At 64.7% G+C, this 17,256-nt stretch carries 18 protein-coding genes; 16 read left to right on the plus strand and 2 right to left on the minus strand.

What is annotated here, in order from left to right:
* The first annotated feature begins 125 nt into the window (after positions 1 to 125).
* From mce to K3148_RS10965, 11 genes are all read left to right on the plus strand, one after another.
* Complete coding sequence (gene mce / locus K3148_RS10915; protein WP_221424820.1) at positions 126 to 575, plus strand: methylmalonyl-CoA epimerase; 450 nt, start codon at positions 126 to 128, stop codon at positions 573 to 575.
* Between the two features lie 9 nt (positions 576 to 584).
* Entirely contained in the window at positions 585 to 1,115 is a 531-nt protein-coding gene (locus K3148_RS10920; protein WP_221424821.1) for a hypothetical protein, read from the plus strand.
* A 44-nt stretch (positions 1,116 to 1,159) separates the two neighbouring features.
* Positions 1,160 to 3,316, plus strand: a complete 2,157-nt coding sequence (gene scpA, locus K3148_RS10925) for a methylmalonyl-CoA mutase (protein ID WP_221424822.1) — start codon at positions 1,160 to 1,162, stop codon at positions 3,314 to 3,316.
* The gene (locus K3148_RS10930; protein ID WP_221424823.1) at positions 3,313 to 3,837 is read left to right on the plus strand and encodes a lysozyme inhibitor LprI family protein; all 525 of its coding nucleotides are present in this window, start codon (positions 3,313 to 3,315) and stop codon (positions 3,835 to 3,837) included. The genes scpA and K3148_RS10930 overlap by 4 nt, the downstream gene beginning before the upstream one ends.
* Positions 3,834 to 4,844, plus strand: coding sequence for a biotin synthase BioB (gene bioB / locus K3148_RS10935; protein ID WP_221424824.1), 1,011 nt, complete (start codon positions 3,834 to 3,836; stop codon positions 4,842 to 4,844). The genes K3148_RS10930 and bioB overlap by 4 nt, the downstream gene beginning before the upstream one ends.
* Complete coding sequence (locus K3148_RS10940; RefSeq protein WP_221424825.1) at positions 4,841 to 5,692, plus strand: alpha/beta hydrolase; 852 nt, start codon at positions 4,841 to 4,843, stop codon at positions 5,690 to 5,692. Before bioB ends, K3148_RS10940 begins: the two co-directional genes overlap by 4 nt.
* Entirely contained in the window at positions 5,689 to 6,489 is an 801-nt protein-coding gene (locus K3148_RS10945; RefSeq protein ID WP_221424826.1) for a heme-dependent oxidative N-demethylase family protein, read from the plus strand. The genes K3148_RS10940 and K3148_RS10945 overlap by 4 nt, the downstream gene beginning before the upstream one ends.
* Positions 6,490 to 6,615: 126 nt before the next feature.
* The gene (locus K3148_RS10950; RefSeq protein WP_221424827.1) at positions 6,616 to 7,050 is read left to right on the plus strand and encodes a hypothetical protein; all 435 of its coding nucleotides are present in this window, start codon (positions 6,616 to 6,618) and stop codon (positions 7,048 to 7,050) included.
* Positions 7,051 to 7,095: 45 nt separating this feature from the next.
* Positions 7,096 to 7,551 (plus strand): lysozyme inhibitor LprI family protein, encoded by a 456-nt coding sequence (locus K3148_RS10955; RefSeq protein WP_247711555.1) that lies wholly within the window; start codon positions 7,096 to 7,098, stop codon positions 7,549 to 7,551.
* Positions 7,551 to 9,617: an acetyl-CoA carboxylase biotin carboxylase subunit gene (locus tag K3148_RS10960; protein WP_221424829.1), complete on the plus strand. Its 2,067-nt coding sequence runs from the start codon at positions 7,551 to 7,553 to the stop codon at positions 9,615 to 9,617. Before K3148_RS10955 ends, K3148_RS10960 begins: the two co-directional genes overlap by 1 nt.
* A gap of 179 nt (positions 9,618 to 9,796) precedes the next feature.
* Positions 9,797 to 10,054 (plus strand): hypothetical protein, encoded by a 258-nt coding sequence (locus tag K3148_RS10965; protein WP_221424830.1) that lies wholly within the window; start codon positions 9,797 to 9,799, stop codon positions 10,052 to 10,054.
* 24 nt (positions 10,055 to 10,078) lie between these two features.
* Here K3148_RS10965 and aroB read toward each other — a convergent pair whose 3' ends face one another.
* A complete protein-coding gene (gene aroB, locus K3148_RS10970) occupies positions 10,079 to 11,188 on the minus strand; it encodes a 3-dehydroquinate synthase (RefSeq protein WP_221424831.1) in 1,110 nt (369 codons plus the stop codon).
* Entirely contained in the window at positions 11,179 to 11,748 is a 570-nt protein-coding gene (locus K3148_RS10975; protein WP_221424832.1) for a shikimate kinase, read from the minus strand. Before K3148_RS10975 ends, aroB begins: the two co-directional genes overlap by 10 nt.
* A gap of 69 nt (positions 11,749 to 11,817) precedes the next feature.
* Between K3148_RS10975 and K3148_RS10980 the strand changes: the two genes are divergently transcribed.
* The 5 genes from K3148_RS10980 (at position 11,818) to K3148_RS11000 (ending at position 17,225) form a co-directional block, all read left to right on the plus strand.
* Positions 11,818 to 11,958: a hypothetical protein gene (locus tag K3148_RS10980; protein WP_221424833.1), complete on the plus strand. Its 141-nt coding sequence runs from the start codon at positions 11,818 to 11,820 to the stop codon at positions 11,956 to 11,958.
* Complete coding sequence (locus tag K3148_RS10985; RefSeq protein WP_221424834.1) at positions 11,955 to 13,763, plus strand: hypothetical protein; 1,809 nt, start codon at positions 11,955 to 11,957, stop codon at positions 13,761 to 13,763. Before K3148_RS10980 ends, K3148_RS10985 begins: the two co-directional genes overlap by 4 nt.
* Before the next feature lie 22 nt (positions 13,764 to 13,785).
* Positions 13,786 to 14,664: a tyrosine recombinase gene (locus K3148_RS10990; protein ID WP_221424835.1), complete on the plus strand. Its 879-nt coding sequence runs from the start codon at positions 13,786 to 13,788 to the stop codon at positions 14,662 to 14,664.
* A gap of 10 nt (positions 14,665 to 14,674) precedes the next feature.
* Complete coding sequence (locus K3148_RS10995; protein WP_221424836.1) at positions 14,675 to 15,619, plus strand: acetyl-CoA carboxylase carboxyltransferase subunit alpha; 945 nt, start codon at positions 14,675 to 14,677, stop codon at positions 15,617 to 15,619.
* A gap of 166 nt (positions 15,620 to 15,785) precedes the next feature.
* Positions 15,786 to 17,225 carry a M48 family metalloprotease gene (locus K3148_RS11000; protein WP_247711556.1) on the plus strand — a complete coding sequence of 480 codons (1,440 nt, stop codon included), beginning with the start codon at positions 15,786 to 15,788 and terminating at the stop codon, positions 17,223 to 17,225.
* Positions 17,226 to 17,256: the final 31 nt, after the last annotated feature.

Raw genomic sequence — 17,256 nt, forward strand, 5'->3', positions numbered from 1 at the left:
ATGGAAGCAGATATCCAGTCTGACCCGAAAGCTCACGCTGTGATTAGATGGGGTCTCATCCCGCTTACCTTACTTTGGGCATGTCTCACGATTTGGATAATTGCTGATATTTGGAGTTCAGTTGCATGAAACTCGGCCGTCTCAACCATATCGGCGTCGCCACGCCCTCGATCGAGCAATCGATCCGCTATTACCGCGATGTCATGGGCGCGACGAAGTTTCACGAGCCCTTCGATCTGGAGGCGCAAGGGGTGAAGGTCTGCTTCGTCGACACGCCGGGTGAGGATGGCACGAACGGCACGCAGATCGAGCTGATCGAACCGCTCGGCCCCGATAGCCCCATCGCCAAGTTTCTCGAGAAGAACCCCGCCGGCGCGCAGCATCACCTGTGCTACGAGGTCGAGGATATCGAGGACGCGCGGACATGGTTCGAGGGGCTGGGCAAGCGCATCCTCGGCCCCACCCGCATCGGCGCGCATGGTACGCCGATTTTCTTCCTCCACCCCAAGGACATGATGGGCCAGCTGACCGAGATCATGGAAACGCCCAAGTCGGGCGCGCACTGGTCGAACTGAGCTCTTACCATGACGCGCAAGAGGGAGCGGCATCTCTTCGAATGGAACGAGGCCAAGCCGTTCAGCTGGAAGGGTTTCCTCCAAGGACTCAAGGAAGATAGCCGTCGGGCGGAGGAACGGTCCGAAGGCTGGGGCGGCATCGTCGCGCTGATCGCCCTCACCGCCTTCGCAATCGGCGCCGCCTATATCGAGTTCTTCGGCCCCGGCCTCGAATCCACCCACTATATCCGCCGCAACTGGCCGGCCGATCCGGAGCTGGGCAAATACTATCGCTGGATCGGCTGGGGCTTTCTCGGGCTGGGAGCCTGGACCGCGCTTGGCACGCTATGGATAGCGGGACGCGAGGGCATGTCCGCGGCGCGCTTCGTCAAAAGCCTATGGGTCGTGGCGGTGATCGCCCTCGGCGGCCTCTACTGGTTTGCAACGGCGCACCAGTATGACCGCTGGTTCGCGATCCATGGCGCCATGACGCAGGAAGAACTGCGCGCAGCACCCGCCTGGACCGAACCGGGCCTGCCGCCTCTCGACGAGCTTTTCTAAGCACCGGCTTTCCTGCGCATAGGAATGCGGTTAGGGGATCGCCCATGACCGACGCACCCAAATACGAAGACTGGAAGCCCCTCGCCGACAAGGAAGTGAAGGGCCGCGACCTTACCTGGCACACACCCGAGGGCATCGAGGTGAAGCCGCTCTACACCAGCGAGGACACCGAAGGTCTCGACCCTGGCGTCCCCGGAATTGCGCCGTTCACGCGCGGGCCTTACGCTTCGATGTATACCGGTCGTCCGTGGACCATCCGCCAGTATGCGGGCTTTTCGACCGCCGAGGAATCGAACGCCTTCTATCGTCGCAACCTCGCGGCGGGGCAGAAGGGCCTGTCGGTCGCTTTCGACCTTGCTACCCACCGCGGCTATGACAGCGACCACCCGCGCGTGGTCGGCGATGTCGGCAAGGCGGGTGTCGCGATCGACACCGTGCGCGACATGGAAATCCTGTTCGATCAGATTCCGCTCGACACCATGAGCGTCAGCATGACGATGAACGGCGCGGTGATCCCGGTGCTCGCCTTCTACATCGTTGCGGCGGAGCGGCAGGGCGTTTCGCAGGAGAAACTGTCGGGGACCATCCAGAACGACATCCTCAAGGAGTTCATGGTCCGCAACACCTATATCTATCCGCCCGAACCGAGCATGCGGATCGTCTCGGACATCATCGCATATACCTCGGCCAACATGCCGAAATTCAACAGCATTTCGATCTCTGGCTATCATATGCACGAAGCCGGGGCGACCGCTGTGCAGGAACTCGCCTTCACCATTGCCGACGGCAAGGAATACGCCAAGCGCGCGATGGAAGCGGGCCTCGATATCGATGCCTTTGCGCCGCGCCTGTCCTTCTTCTGGGGCATCGGCATGAACTTCTTCATGGAGATCGCCAAGATGCGCGCCGCGCGTCATTTGTGGCACGATGTCATGGAAGGGCTCGGGGCGCAGAACCCCAAGTCGAAGATGCTGCGCACGCACTGCCAGACGAGCGGCGTGAGCCTGCAGGAGCAGGACCCCTACAACAACGTCATCCGCACAACGATCGAGGCGATGGCGGCGGTGCTGGGCGGCACGCAGTCGCTCCACACCAACGCGCTGGACGAGGCGATTGCGCTGCCGACCGACTTCTCCGCCCGCATCGCGCGGAACACGCAGCTGGTGATCCAGGAAGAGACCGGCATCACCAATGTCGCCGATCCGCTGGGCGGCAGCTATTACATCGAAAGCCTCACCGCCGCGCTGGTGGACGAGGCCAAGAAGATGCTCGACGAGGTCGAGGCGGCGGGCGGCATGACCGAATATGTCGCCAGCGGTAAGCCCAAGGCGCAGATCGAGCAGGCTGCCGCGGCCAAGCAGGCCAGCGTCGACCGGGGCGAGACCGTGATCGTGGGCGTGAACAAATATCGCCGCGACAAGGAAGACGAGATCGACACGCTCGATATCGACAACCACGCCGTGCGCCAGAGCCAGATCGCGCGTCTCGAGAAAGTCCGCGCGGGCCGCGACGAGTTTGCGTGCAAGGCTGCGCTCGACGCGCTGGCTCGCGGTGCAGCACAGCGCGAAGGCAACCTCCTCGACCTCGCCGTCGAGGCCGCGCGTCACGATGCGACGCTGGGCGAAATCAGCCAGGCGATGGAAGACGCCTATGGCCGCTACGACACCAACCCGAAGCCCGTGCGGGGCGTCTACTCCGAAGCCTATTCGGACGATGCGCGCTATGCGCAGGTGGTCGAAGGCGTGAAGGCGGTCGAACGCCGCCTCGGCCGCGCGCCCAGGCTGATGGTCGCCAAGATGGGCCAGGACGGCCACGACCGCGGCGCGAATGTGATCGCCAGCGCCTTTGCCGACATGGGCTTCGAAGTCGTCTCCGGCCCGTTGTTCCAGACGCCGGAAGAAACCCGTGACATGGCGCTCGAAAACGATGTCGACGCCATCGGCGCGAGCAGCCTTGCGGCGGGTCACAAGACGCTCATCCCCGAACTGATCGGCCTGCTGAAGGACGCGGGCCGCGCCGACATCAAGGTGATCGCTGGCGGCGTGATCCCGCAGAAGGATTACGACTTCCTGCGCGATGCAGGCGTGCAGGGCATCTACGGCCCGGGCAGCAATGTCGTGGAATGCGCGGCGGACGTGCTGCGCCTGATGGGGCACAACATGCCGCCTGCGGGAGAGGATCTGGACGAGGCGGCGGAGTGAAGAAACTATCTTTGGTCATAGCTGCATCAGCATTGCTATTCGGACATTCGGCTTTCGCGAAAGACGGCGTTGAATCCATTTTTGCCGACGAGCAGTTGTCCGTCGGACAGCAGTATTCACAAGCGGCTGATTATTGTGCGAACGACGCCTACCCTAACGAATTCAATTGTGCACAAGCACTCTCGAAACGCGCGGAAGCTCAGCTGGCCATGGCAGTTCGAAAATACGAGCAGGTTGCGATGCTAGTCTCCAACGAAGAAAATTCGAAATGCTCAGCTGACGCTGACGTTGAAGGTAGTCCGCAATGCAATGGTGCTGACATCGTTACCGACCTCATGGAATCGCAGCGCGCTTGGGAATTGTACCGCAGCCATCATTGTTCCTTGGAAGCGCGTAATTCTCTCGGTGGATGGGGAGCGAGTGCCAACTACTGGCTTTGCAACGCTCGCCTTATCGGCAATCGCCTGAGGAATTTGCAAGCCATCTTTCGCTTCTACGAAACACAGTTCGAGGTTCAATGACCCAAATCCGCACCGACTGGACCCGCGAGGAAATCGCGGACCTTTTCGACCTTCCCTTCACCGAACTGCTTTTCCAGGCCGCCACCGTTCACCGCGAGTTCCATCCGCCCGAGCAGATCCAGCTCTGCACGCTGCTGTCGATCAAGACCGGCGGGTGTCCGGAGGACTGCGGCTATTGCTCGCAGTCGGTGAAGGCCGACAGCGGGGTCGAGGCGACCAAGCTGATGGAGGTGCAATCGGTCCTCCAGCGCGCGGCGCAGGCGAAGGACCAGGGTAGCCAGCGCTTCTGCATGGGCGCGGCGTGGCGCAATCCCAAGGACCGCGACATGCCCGCGATCGTCGAGATCGTGAAGGGCGTGCGCGCGATGGGGCTGGAGACCTGCATGACGCTGGGCATGCTGACGCCGAAACAGGCGGATATGCTCAAGGAAGCAGGCCTCGATTACTACAACCACAATGTCGACACCGGGCCGGAATATTACGAGCGCGTGATCTCGACCCGCAACTATCAGGACCGGCTCGACACACTCCAGAACGTGCGCGATGCAGGCATCAACGTGTGCAGCGGCGGGATCGTGGGCATGGGCGAAACGCGCGAGGATCGGGTGGGCTTCGTCCACACGCTCGCCACGCTCGAACGCCATCCCGAAAGCGTGCCGGTCAACGCGCTGGTGCCGGTCAAGGGCACGGTGCTGGGCGACATGCTGGCGGACACGCCGCTCGCCAAGATCGATGACATCGAGTTCGTCCGCACCGTGGCGGTCGCGCGCATCACCATGCCGATGAGCATGGTGCGCCTCTCCGCAGGGCGCGAGTCGATGTCCGAAGCCACGCAGGCGTTGTGTTTCCTCGCGGGCGCGAACTCGATCTTCACCGGCGATAAGCTCCTCACCGCGCCCAACGCTGGCGACGACAGCGATGCGGCGCTCTTCGCGAAGCTGGGGCTAACGGCGCTGGCGCAGGAGGAGCCGATGCGGGCATGCAAACTGGCGGAGCCTGCCGAATGATTACCATCCTCGCATCGGTTGTTCTCGCCTCGTCGGCACCAGTCGCTGCAATCGAGCCCGAACCGCTGGTCATCGGCGAAAGCTACAGCTTCGACGCGCTCGATGCGGAGCGTTCCGTCAACGTCATCCTGCCGCCCGATTACGAGGCCGAGCCGGAGAAAAGCTGGCCGATCATAGTCCAACTGGACGGCGGTACGGGACAGGACCTGTTCCTCGGAAATGGCGTCGAGAAATGGAACGGGCTGTGGGGTCGCAGCCGTCCGGCGATCCTTGTCGGCATCCAGACGGTCGACCGCCAGCGCGAACTGCTCCCCACCACCCGCATTCCAGAAGAGCGGGAGGCCTATCCCACGGCGGGAGAGAGCGCACAGTTTCGCTCCTGGCTTGGCGACACCGTCCTTCCGCTGGTGAAATCGCGCTATCGTCATGACGGCACCGTGGTGTTGGTCGGCGAAAGCGCGGCAGGACATTTCGTGGTCGAGACTTGGCTGGAAGAACCCTCCCTCTTTACCGGCTATGCGGCGATTTCGCCCAGCCTGCAGTGGGATGGGCAGGCCATGGCTCTGGCAGCCGAGAGCGCCATCGATGGCCGCCCGCCGCTCTATCTCTCGCTGGCCGACGAGGGCGGCGAAACGGAGCAGGGCATGTTCCGCCTGCTTTCCAAGCTCGACGCGGACCAGTCCTTCTGCTTCTCCGACCGGCGCAACGACCTTCACCATTCGACGAGCCTGCACGGCCTGATGCCCGAGGCGCTCCAGTTCCTGCTCCCGACTGGCGCAGATTGGCTGGAAGACTACGGCCTGACCCTGCGCTGCGAACAGGGCGGGCCGGAGAGCGGGGCCGAGTGACCCTCGGCTTTTCCGTCGACGAATTGCTGCCCAAGGCGCGGGGCGGGGGCGTGCTAAAGATGGGGCTCGCCAAGCTCGACGAGAGCAATTGGCTCCAGCCCGATCCAGACCTTGCCGCGCGCGCCGGGGGCTTTGCAGCCTTTCCCGAAGGCGTCCAGTTGTCGCCCGAAGGCGAGGCCCCGGGCGCGGAACTCGCCGCCTTTCTGGGCCTGTCCGGCGGCCTGCCCGAAGCCGCGCGGGCGCAGCACGAGGACATGTGCCTCCTCACCCTGCGCCCCGGCGAGGAGCAATACCGCTTCGTCGGCGCAGCGGTAGCGTGGCCGTCCGACTGGACGCCGTCCGACAAGATGGGGCTGCCGTTGCGCGCGCTCCATGCGCCGATCCAGGGTTATGAGGAGCAGCTAGCCAGCGGCGTCGATCACTTCATGGCCAAGCTCAAGCCGAGCGCAATCTACGGGCGCTGCAACTGGTTTATCGCCGCCACCGGGGAACGACGTTGGGTGGCCGAGGCCCCTGAAGAAGCCTTCGCCCATGTCACTCCGGAAAATGCGGGCGAGACCTTGTTCGTCCGCTCCGAACGCCAGACCCTTCGCCGCCTTCCCGAAACCGGCGCGATACTGTTCACCATCGGCATTTACGTCTCGCCATTGGGAGAGCTTGGCGCCGACAACCAGCGCCGCCTCGCCGACGCGGTCCAGCTGCTTCTCGACGGAGAGGGCGAGCGGCGCGGCGCGGGGCATTATGCGCCTGCGCTCATCGAATTTGTAAGGACGCGACAGAATGCCTTCGAAAGCTGAGCGAAGGCCTGCGCAAACTTGACTCCCGCTCCAATTGAGTGACTAGATCGCGCCACAGCTGGGGGGACATCAGCAAAATTCGGATCGCTTCTTGGGTCGTGTTTCCATCATTTGGGAGTGGACTGTATGAAGAAGCTACTTTTGACCGTCGCCGCCATCGGCATGGGTCTATCCGCGACACCCGCAATCGCCGATAACCATACGCCCGAGTTGCGCGAGGTCGACTGGTACAACATCAGCATGATCAAGTGGAAATCGGGCAAGGGGCAGCGCGCCCACGAAATCATCAGCATGTTCGAAAAGGTGGATGAGGCGCTAGGCCGCAACGACGTGATCGATTTCCATATGCAGACCGGCGAATGGCATTCGATCGTCGCCTTCAAGATGCACGATGGCCCGGCCGCCATGGCGTGGAAGGAAAACCCTTACGACAAGGCATGGGAGGTCGAATTCGCGCGCCAGAATGGCGGCGAGGACAAGGCCAAGGCGCTGTGGGCCGAATTCAACGACTGCATTCTGGAAGAGCAGCGCCAGATCGGCCACGTCGACATCAACGAGTAATACTGCTCGCACCGCTTGATACCGGGCCTCCGCTACGGCATGGGCGTGCATACGTTTGTACGCCCAGCCTATCGGAGGCCCGACCTGTTTCTTCTTCCGCTCGTCTTTCTTGCCGCTGCGCAAGGACAGCCTGACGTCGCTTCGCCGGCATGCGACCAAGCGCGCGCGGACGAGGGTATCCAGCCCGAAATCAATCGCTGCGCCCATGCCGATTTCCTCGCCGCGGACGCCGAACTCAACGCACTATGGAAGCGCACCGCCGCCCTCATGCGCCGGCTGGACGATGAGTTCGCGCCCTATCACGACGAACGTCCCGGCTATTTCGACAGCCTCCTCGCCTCCCAGCGCGCTTGGCTCGCCTATCGCGACGCGCATTGCGTGAACGAAGGCTATTGGGCACGCAGCGGCTCCATGGAACCCATGCTGGTAAGCGGCTGCCTGGCCGCACTCACAAACCAACGCACCGAACAATTGCGCCAACTGGCGGAGTATCCCGAATAATGTTCAAGAAGATCCTGATCGCCAACCGCGGTGAAATCGCCTGCCGCGTCATCAAGACTGCGCGCCGCATGGGCATCCAGACGGTGGCCGTCTATTCCGATGCCGATGCCCGCGCGCCTTTCGTGCGCATGGCGGACGAGGCGGTGCACATCGGCCCCGCGCCGGCGGCCGAAAGCTATTTGATTGCCGACAAGATCATCGAGGCGGCCAAGCAGACCGGCGCCGAGGCGGTGCATCCGGGCTACGGCTTCCTGTCCGAACGCGCGAGCTTCGTCGAGGCGCTGGAGGCGGAGAACATCGCCTTTATCGGTCCGCCGGTGAACGCCATCGCGGCCATGGGCGACAAGATCGAATCCAAGAAGCTGGCGAAGGAAGCGGGCGTGAACGTCGTCCCCGGCTTCGTGGGCGAGATCCGCGACACCGACCATGCGGTCGAGATCAGCAACGACATCGGCTATCCGGTGATGATGAAAGCCAGCGCCGGCGGCGGCGGCAAGGGCATGCGCCTCGCCTGGTCTGAAAAGGACGTGCGCGAAGGCTTTGAGGCGACCAAGCGCGAGGGATTGAACTCCTTCGGCGACGACCGCGTCTTCATCGAGAAATTCATCGAGAACCCGCGCCACATCGAAATCCAGATCCTCGGCGACAAGCACGGCAACGTAATCTACCTCAACGAGCGCGAATGCTCGATCCAGCGCCGTCACCAGAAGGTGGTCGAAGAGGCGCCGTCTCCCTTCGTCACGCCCAAGATGCGCAAGGCCATGGGCGAGCAGTGCGTCGCCTTGTCGAAGGCAGTGAATTATCACAGCGCCGGCACGGTCGAACTGATCGTTTCGGGCGCGGACCCGACGGGCGAGAGCTTTTACTTCCTCGAAATGAACACGCGCCTGCAGGTGGAACATCCGGTCACAGAAGCGATCACCGGTGTCGACCTCGTCGAACAGATGATCCGCGTGGCGGCGGGCGAAAAGCTCCCCATGACGCAGGACGATGTGAAGATCGACGGTTGGGCGATCGAGAACCGTGTCTATGCCGAAGACCCCTATCGCGGCTTCCTGCCCTCCACGGGCCGCCTCGTGCGCTACCAGCCGCCGGTCGAACCCTGGGCCGATGATGGTGCGGAAAACGGCCGTCGCGGCGTTGCCGGTATCCGCGTCGACGATGGCGTTTTCGAGGGCGGCGAGGTGTCGATGTTCTACGACCCGATGATCGCCAAGCTGGTGACCTGGGGCGAAACGCGTGACGAGGCCGCGGACCTGCAGGTCGCCGCGCTCGACGCTTTCCGCATCGAGGGGCTGGGCCACAATGTCGACTTTCTCAGCGCGATCATGCAGCACCCGCGCTTCCGTTCGGGCGAACTGACCACCGGCTTCATCGCCGAGGAATATCCCGAAGGCTTCGAAGGGGCTCCGGCGGACGAGCGCCTGCGCGGCGTTCTGGCAGCCGTCGGCGGCGTGATCGCGACGGCCGATGCCGATCGTGCGCGGCGGATCGACCAGCAGCTCGACGGCCAGGAATACGCACCGGGCGACTGGACGATCCGCATCGGGGAGCGCGAGGAAGGCTCGACCACGCACGAGATCGTGCTTGGCGAGGATGCGCTCATCGTCGATGGCGAGCCGGTCACGATCGAGATGCAGTACACACCGGGCGAATCGATGGTGGACGTGGCGCTTTACGACAATGGCGCGGACGAGGATGCCGAGCCGCTGGAGGTCTATACGATCCAGTTGAAACCCACGCGCACCGGCTACAAGATGACCACGCGCGGGGCGACGCACAGTCTGCGCATCCTGCAGTCACGCATCGCGCATCTTGCCGGGCACATGATCGAGAAGACGCCGCCCGATCTTTCCAAGATGCTGATCTGCCCGATGCCGGGCCTGCTGGTGAAACTGCATGTTGCGGAAGGAGAGGAGGTCCAGCCCGGCCAGCCGCTCGCGACGGTGGAGGCGATGAAGATGGAGAACATCCTGCGCGCCGAAAAACAGGCCACCGTCGGCACGATCAACGCCGCGGAGGGCGACAGCCTGGCCGTGGACGAGGTCATTCTCGAGCTCGAATAGGCGCTGCGCTTTCGATTCACCAAAAGCGCGCGCAATATGAGGCGGCGTTGCAGGATAGAATCTTGCGAATTTGGCCCTTTGCGGGACGTTCTTGGTAAACGCGCTGGTAACGACTCGGCGCGCTGGAGATACTGTCTGTCTTCGAGTCGCATGTGAAACGACATGCAGGAGCAGACACTATGGCACACAGGGGAACAGGGTTCTTCGATACCCGGGGGCATTTCTACAAGACCCCCGATGAAGCGACGATCAGCGATCTCGCCAGCGTATTGGGCAAGATTGGCGACGGGGAAAGTCTCGCGCCGGGCATCGCCCAGACCATGCTGGACCGCCGTTGCGAAATCGAACGGCTTTTTGCCGAGCACGACGCGATGATGGCGGATTACCAGCCCATTGGCGCCGGCAAGGTCACACGGCTGCAAACCCGCGCGAGCTGAGGCACTGGGGGCCTGACGCCCCGATCAATGCGCCTGGATCTGCTCGTCGAGGAAGGCGGCAATATCGGCCAGCTCGACGTCGCGCGCCAGGTAAGCCTCGCCGATGCCGCGCAGGAGGATGAAGGGCAGGGTGCCTGCGTCCATCTTCTTGTCGTGCAGCATGTGATCGGCGAGCGTGCGGCCGTCGCAATCCAGCCCGAGCGCCGCGATCTCCGCCGGCAATCCTGCCGCATCCACGGCCCGGGTCACCCGCGCCGCATCCTCTCGCGAAATTTCGCCGCGCCGCGCGGAGTATCGCGCGGCCAGCACCATGCCGAGGGCGACGCCTTCGCCGTGCAGCAGCCTGTCCGAAAAGCCGGTTTCGGCTTCCAGCGCATGGCCGAACGTGTGGCCGAGGTTGAGCAGCGCGCGCGCCCCGCTGGTCTCGCGCTCGTCCTCGGCGACGATGCGGGCCTTCGCGGCAACGCTGGTGGCGACCGCTTGTTCGAGCGCGGCGTCTTCCAGCGAAAGCACATCGCTTCCCTTTTCGACCAGCCAATCGAAGAAGGTCGCATCGCCCAGCACGCCGTATTTCAGCACCTCGGAATAGCCTGCGCGCAATTCGCGCGGCGGCAAGGTCGAGAGCGTGTCCAGATCGGCCAGCACCAGCGAAGGCTGGTGGAACGCACCGACAAGGTTCTTGCCCGCAGGGGTGTTGATCGCGGTCTTGCCGCCCACCGAACTGTCCACCTGTGCGAGCAATGTCGTCGGCAATTGCACAAAGCCGCAGCCGCGCTTCAGGATGGCGCAGGCAAAACCGGTGAGATCGCCGACCACGCCGCCGCCCAGGGCCAGCACATGGTCCCCGCGCTCTACGCCTTCGGCCAGCAGCCAGTCGGTCAGCCGCGCGAGGTTTTCCCAGCTCTTGGAGCCTTCGCCGGACGCAACCTCGTACCAGCGCGGCTCCTTGCCCGCAGACGCGAGCGATTGCTCGACCGCCGAACCCCAGTGGGCCTTCGCATTGGCATCGACGACGATCGGGACGCGGGGCTTGCGCAGGAATGGCGCCGCCTCTTGCGCGATATCGGATAGGAGGCCGCGCGCCACGCGGACCTCGTAGCTGCGGCCAGCGAGCTCGACCGGGATTACTGCCATGCGGCCAATTCTTTCACGATACGCTGGACGGTCGCCTCGTGCGGCCCCTCGTCGGTCACCACATGGACCTGCGCCTGGGCATAGGCGGCGCTGCGCCGTTCCTTGAGATCGCGCAGGATTGTGCGCGGATCGCCGCTCTTGAGCAGCGGGCGCGTATCCTTGCGGCTGGTGCGCTCGACCAGCGTATCGAGATCGCAATCGAGCCAGATCGCAAGGCCCTGTTCCAGCACCAGCGCGCGGGTCTCGTCGTCGACGAAGGCGCCGCCGCCGGTAGCGATCACGCCGTGGCCTTCTTCCATCAGACGGGCAATCACGCGCCGCTCGCCATCGCGGAAATAGGCCTCGCCATGCGCTTCGAAGATTTCCGCCACACTGCGATTGGCCGCGCGTTCGATTTCTTCGTCGGCGTCGACGAAATCGCGCTCGAGCGTCGCGGCAAGCCGCCGGCCGATCGTGGATTTGCCGACGCCCATCAGCCCGACCAGCACCAGCGGGCGCGCGATCCGGCGCGCCTTGAGCACCTGCTGCAATGTTTGGTCGGAAGTCTGCGCGTTGTTCATTGCCGCTCGGCCTATAGATGCGCTAGGGCGCGGGCAAGACATACGGATTTGAGCAAGGATACGAAAAAGTTGGCCGTCAAACGTTCGAACATCGTGTGGGTCGTCCTGCTCGCGATTGCCGGTATCCTTGTGGCCGCCTGGGTAGACGGGGGTGAGGAGCCGCTGCGCACGATCAAGCAGCCGGTCGATCTGCCGGAGGGCGCGCTATGAGCCGCGGCCTGCTGCTGGCCGGTGCCGCGCTGGTCGTTTCCTCGACAGTGGTCCTCGCGCAGCGTGCGCCGGAAAGCATCCTGCCGCCTGCGCAGGAAGCGGCGACGGAAACGCCCACACCCGCGCCTGCACCGGCTGAGCCCGATCCCGAGGGAGCGGTGGTGCAGCCGGTGCCCTCGGCGCCGACGCGGGTCGATACCTCGGGCGTGGATCTGTCCGACATTCCTTCTGCCGCCGAGCTCGAGGCCATGACGACGGAAGAGCTCGACGATCTGTTTGGGCTCAAACCGCGCTATGACATTCCTCCTGCCGCACGCCGCTCGACCGAACAGGTCGGTGTCCTGTCGGCAGAAGAGGGCGGCCTTCCCGCCGCCTCGCTCGTCCGCCAGCCCGCCTCGCTCGTGCGCGCGGCTCTGGAAGCCAGCGAGGGACCGGTAATTTCGCGCTGGGGCCACATCCTCCTGCGTCGCACGCTTGCCAGTCGCCTTGCCTCGCCCGACGGCCTGGACCCGGTCGAATTCGCGGCCCTGCGTGCCTCCATGCTGAACGCGATGGGCGAACACGCGGCGGCGCGTGCGCTGGTGCAGGATGTCGACACGGCGAATTACAACGGCGCGCTGACCAACGCGGCGCTCAGGGCCTATCTTGGCACGGCCGATATCGTGGGCGCCTGCCCGGTGGTGCGGCTCGACGGCGTCGACGGCGAGGGCCTGCAATGGTCGATGTTCGAAGGCATTTGCTCCGCCTATGCCGGCGAGACGACATCGGCGCAGAACGATTTGCGGCGCCTCTTCAGCCGCGCCGATGAAGCCGACCAGATCGACGTGCTTCTGGCCCAGCGCTTCGCAGGGGCCGCGGGGCAGGGCCGCCGTGCGGTGACGATCGAGTGGGACGGGGTCGAAGAAATGAACCCCTGGCGCTTCGCGCTGTCCCATGCGCTGGGCGAGCCGATCCCGGAAAACCTCGCAGAAGACCTCGGGCCTTATTACCGCAAATCCACCGCGCTGATCCCCGCGCTGCCTGTTGCGCAGCGCCTCGGCGGCGCGGACGATGCTGCGGAAGCGGGTATCCTCTCGGCGCGCGCGATGGTGGATCTCTATTCGCAGCTTTATGCAGCGCGCGAAGAGCAGCAGGACGATGCGGCCGTGGCGCTCTCCACCCGCCTGCGCGACGCCTATACCGACCCGTCTCCTTCGGGGCGTCTCGCCGCGATCAAGGATGTCTGGGGCAATGACCCTTCGGCCTATGGGCGACTGGTGCTGACCGCCTATGCGGCCGCGCGCCTGACGCCGAGCGAGGATTTCGAAGAGGATGCGGGCGCGCTGATCGCCTCCATGCTCACCGCCGGGCTCGACCGGGACGCGATGCGCTGGTCGGGCGTGGTCGAAGAAGGCTCGCTGGGCTGGGCGCTGCTGGCGCTCGCCAATCCGCAAGGGGGACAGGTGAGCGACGGGCAGCTCGACAGTTTCCAGGACGCGGACGAATCCAGCGGTCAGCGCAAGTCCCGCATGCTGCTGGCGGGCCTCGCCGGTCTTGGCCGGACGGATGCGGACAATGTCGCCGAATACAGCGGGCGGCTAGGTTTGAACCTTTCCGCGCCCACGGCATGGACGCGGATGATCGACAAGGCAGCCGAGGCGGGCAATCCTGCGCTGGTCTCGATCCTTGCCGGGCTTGGAATGCAGGGCACGGACTGGGACCAGATGACGGCGCGCCATCTCTATCACATCGTCTCGGCGCTTAACCGCGTCGGGCTGGAGGCCGAGGCCCGGATGATCGCCGCGGAGGCGGTCGCGCGCGCCTGACCGTTCGAGTGACCGGGGGCCGATGAGCGATATCGACGATTTCCTCGCCATGCTCGCCGCCGAACGCGGCGCGGCGCACAACACGCTGCTCGCCTATGGGCGCGATCTCAACCAGGCGGAGGAATTGCTGGGCGGGAAGCTCGCGAGCGCCACCCCGGCGCAGCTGGCGAAACTGGGACAAGGCTGGTCCTCGCTGGCTCCCGCGACGCTGGCGCGCAAGATTTCGGCGCTGCGGCAGTTCTTCGGCTTTCTCGTCGACGAGGGCGAGCGCGAGGACGATCCGACCCACGCCCTCCCACGGCCCGCGACCCGGCGTCCTTTGCCGAAGATATTGTCCCATGCGCAGGTGGAGGCGCTCTTTGCCCGTGCGGAGGATGAAGCGGCGAGTGACCGGCCGCAGGCCGTGCGCCTCCTCGCCATGCTCGAATTGCTGTACGGCTCGGGCCTGCGCGCCAGCGAACTGGTCTCGCTTCCTCTCTCGGCGGTCCCGCGTGACGAGCCTTTCCTCACGGTGACGGGGAAGGGCGGACAGGCGCGGCTGGTCCCCGTCAGCACGCGCGCCAAGCAGGCACTCTCGCGCTGGTTGGCGCTGCGGCCGCAAGGCTCGAACTATCTCTTCCCCTCGCGCAGCGGCCATCTGACCCGGATCCGGCTTTACCAGATGCTCAAGGAACTGGCGGCGCGGGCCGGGCTGCCGCCGGACAAACTGAGCCCCCATGTCCTGCGCCATGCATTTGCGACCCATTTGCTGGAGGGCGGGGCGGATTTGCGCGCGCTCCAGACCCTGCTCGGCCATGCGGACATCGCGACCACCCAGATCTACACGCATGTCGATGCCGCGCGGCTGGTAAAGCTGGTCAACGAGCGTCACCCGCTTGCGCAAGGAAGCCGTAGCGACTAGCGGCTTGGGCATGGTTTCCTATCTCGAATTCGAAAAACCGGTCGCCGAGCTTGAACAGCGTATCGCCGAACTTCGCGCCGCCTCCGAAGGCGACGATGTCGACATCTCGAACGAGTTGCGGCGGCTCGAGGTCAAGAGCAGCACGCTGCTCGAAACGACCTATGAATCGCTGTCGCCCTGGCAGAAGACTCAGGTTGCGCGGCATCCCTCGCGCCCGCATTTCCGCGACTATGTGGAACACGCCTTTGAAGAATTCATGCCTTTGGGCGGCGATCGCAGTTTCGCCGAGGACGAGGCGATCATGGGCGGCTTTGCCAAGCTTAACGGTCGCAAGGTGGTGCTCATCGGGCACGAGAAGGGCAACGACACCGCCAGCCGCATCCGGCACAATTTCGGCATGGGCAAGCCCGAAGGCTACCGCAAGGCGATTCGCCTGATGGAATTGGCCGACCGTTTCGGCCTGCCGGTCGTGACGCTGGTCGATACCTCGGGCGCGTTTCCGGGCGTGGAAGCCGAAGAGCGCGGGCAGGCGGAGGCCATCGCCCGCTCGACCGAGGCCTGCCTCGCGCTGGGCGTGCCGATGGTGGCCAGCATCGTGGGCGAAGGCGGATCGGGCGGCGCCGTGGCGCTGGCCAGCGCCGAACGCGTGCTGATGTTCGAGCACGCGGTATATTCGGTCATTTCGCCCGAAGGCTGCGCCTCGATCCTGTGGCGTACGGCGGAAAAGGCGCCCGACGCGGCCGAAGCGATGAAGATCACCGCGCAGAATCTCGAACAGCTTGGCGTGATCGACCGCATCGTCAAGGAACCGGTGGGCGGGGCGCATCGCGATCCGGCTGGGGCGGCGAAGGCGCTGGGCGAAGCGATCGGTGAGGAACTCGACATGCTTTCGCGCCACGCGCCCGACGAACTGCGGCGGATGCGCGAAGAGCGCTTCCTCACCATGGCAGGCTGACACGGCCCCCCCTGCGGGTGGCGGCGGGAACAAAGCCGCCGCTGCCCAAGTTTCTCCTTGCATAGACAGAACTTACGGGCGTGAGGGCATGAGCTCCTGCACGCCCTTGCAAGGGGAGCCTACCTTAATGCCCAGCTTCAAATCACTCGCCGCCGCATCCACCGCGATGGCTTCTTTCGCCCTCGCCGGATGCGCCGCGCTGCCCGGTGGTGGCAACATTCCCGATTCGAATACGCCGATCACGCAGAGCGAAGCGCAGATCGGGGCCGAAGCCCACCCGCAGCTGCTCGCCGAATTCGGCGGCGCGATGAGCGGCAGCCAGGCCCAGTATGTCGAGCAGGTCGGCAAGACGATCGCCGTCCAGTCGGGTCTTGGCAACGCGCGTGACAGCTTTACCGTCAGCCTCGTCAACAGCCCGGTGAACAACGCCTTCGCGATTCCCGGCGGCTACATCTACACCACGCGCCAGCTCGTCACGCTGATGAACAACGAGGCGGAACTGGCCGGCGTGCTCGGCCACGAAGTCGCCCACGTCGCGCTGCGCCATTCGCAGCGCCGCCAGGCGGCCGCCCAGCGCAACTCGCTGCTCGGTGCGGCGGGCGCGATCCTCTCGAGCGTGCTTCTTGGCGGTAACCCGCTCGGCCAGCAGCTCGGGCAGGCCGCGCTGCAGGGTTCGCAGATGCTGACGCTGAAGTTCTCGCGCAGCCAGGAACTGGAGGCGGATACCGCCGGCATCCAGTATCTGAACTCGGCCGGTTACGATCCGCGTGCGATGGCAACCGTGCTCGCAAGTCTCGCCGCGCAAAACGCGCTCGATGCGCGCCTCCAGGGCCGCGACGATGCGCGCCTGCCGGAATGGGCGTCGACGCACCCCGACCCGGCCAGCCGTGTGCAGACCGCGCTGAGCCAGGCGCAGGGCATGTCGGGTGTGACGAATCGCGACACTTTCCTCAGCCGGATCGACGGGCTGACCTATGGTGACGATCCCAAGCAGGGTATCGTCGAAGGCCGCCAGTTCATCCATCCGGACCTGCGCCTCGCTTTCACCGCGCCGCAGGGCTTCTACATGGTCAACGGCACCCGCGCGGTGACGATCAACGGGCAGAGCGGGAAAGCGCAGTTCACGCTCGCGCCCTACAACGGCAATCTCCAGACCTATGTGAACAGCGTGTTCTCAGGGCTGAGCGAGCAGCAGCAGATCCGCCCGTCGAGCATCCAGACCACCACGGTCAACGGTCTTCCGGCTGCCTACGGCACGGCCCGCGTCAACAATGGCAACAGCCAGGTGGACGTGACGGTCTTCGCTTACGAGTTCTCGAACGATCGCGCTTACCACTTCCTCGCGCTGACCCCGGCGGGACAGTCTGGCACGTTCAACAGCCTGTTCTCCTCGGTTCGCCGCATTTCGGCGCAGGAAGCGGCCAATGTCGTGCCGCGTGTTCTCGATGTGATCACGGTCAGCAGCGGCGACACGGTTGCCTCGCTCTCGCGCCGCATGGCTTATCCCAGCGCGCAGGAAGAGCGGTTCCGCGTTCTCAACGGCCTGCAGTCGGGCGAAGGCGTACGCGCCGGCCAGAAGGTCAAGATCGTCGTTCGCGGCAGCTGACATGGAAACGGCGCGGCCCCGAGAGGGACCG

It is taken from the genome of Qipengyuania aurantiaca (assembly GCF_019711375.1).
Taxonomy (GTDB): Bacteria; Pseudomonadota; Alphaproteobacteria; order Sphingomonadales; family Sphingomonadaceae; genus Qipengyuania; species Qipengyuania aurantiaca.

What these genes read in the sequence shown, in the direction of transcription:
- K3148_RS10940 (WP_221424825.1), top strand. Translation starts at nt 4,841, where the DNA reads ATGATTACCATCCTCGCATCGGTTGTTCTCGCCTCGTCGGCACCAGTC.
- K3148_RS10920 (WP_221424821.1), top strand. Translation starts at nt 585, where the DNA reads ATGACGCGCAAGAGGGAGCGGCATCTCTTCGAATGGAACGAGGCCAAG.
- K3148_RS10975 (WP_221424832.1), bottom strand. Translation starts at nt 11,748, where the DNA reads ATGAACAACGCGCAGACTTCCGACCAAACATTGCAGCAGGTGCTCAAG.
- K3148_RS11000 (WP_247711556.1), top strand. Translation starts at nt 15,786, where the DNA reads ATGGCTTCTTTCGCCCTCGCCGGATGCGCCGCGCTGCCCGGTGGTGGC.
- K3148_RS10985 (WP_221424834.1), top strand. Translation starts at nt 11,955, where the DNA reads ATGAGCCGCGGCCTGCTGCTGGCCGGTGCCGCGCTGGTCGTTTCCTCG.
- K3148_RS10995 (WP_221424836.1), top strand. Translation starts at nt 14,675, where the DNA reads ATGGTTTCCTATCTCGAATTCGAAAAACCGGTCGCCGAGCTTGAACAG.
- K3148_RS10950 (WP_221424827.1), top strand. Translation starts at nt 6,616, where the DNA reads ATGAAGAAGCTACTTTTGACCGTCGCCGCCATCGGCATGGGTCTATCC.
- K3148_RS10990 (WP_221424835.1), top strand. Translation starts at nt 13,786, where the DNA reads ATGAGCGATATCGACGATTTCCTCGCCATGCTCGCCGCCGAACGCGGC.
- aroB (WP_221424831.1), bottom strand. Translation starts at nt 11,188, where the DNA reads ATGGCAGTAATCCCGGTCGAGCTCGCTGGCCGCAGCTACGAGGTCCGC.
- K3148_RS10960 (WP_221424829.1), top strand. Translation starts at nt 7,551, where the DNA reads ATGTTCAAGAAGATCCTGATCGCCAACCGCGGTGAAATCGCCTGCCGC.
- scpA (WP_221424822.1), top strand. Translation starts at nt 1,160, where the DNA reads ATGACCGACGCACCCAAATACGAAGACTGGAAGCCCCTCGCCGACAAG.
- bioB (WP_221424824.1), top strand. Translation starts at nt 3,834, where the DNA reads ATGACCCAAATCCGCACCGACTGGACCCGCGAGGAAATCGCGGACCTT.
- mce (WP_221424820.1), top strand. Translation starts at nt 126, where the DNA reads ATGAAACTCGGCCGTCTCAACCATATCGGCGTCGCCACGCCCTCGATC.
- K3148_RS10965 (WP_221424830.1), top strand. Translation starts at nt 9,797, where the DNA reads ATGGCACACAGGGGAACAGGGTTCTTCGATACCCGGGGGCATTTCTAC.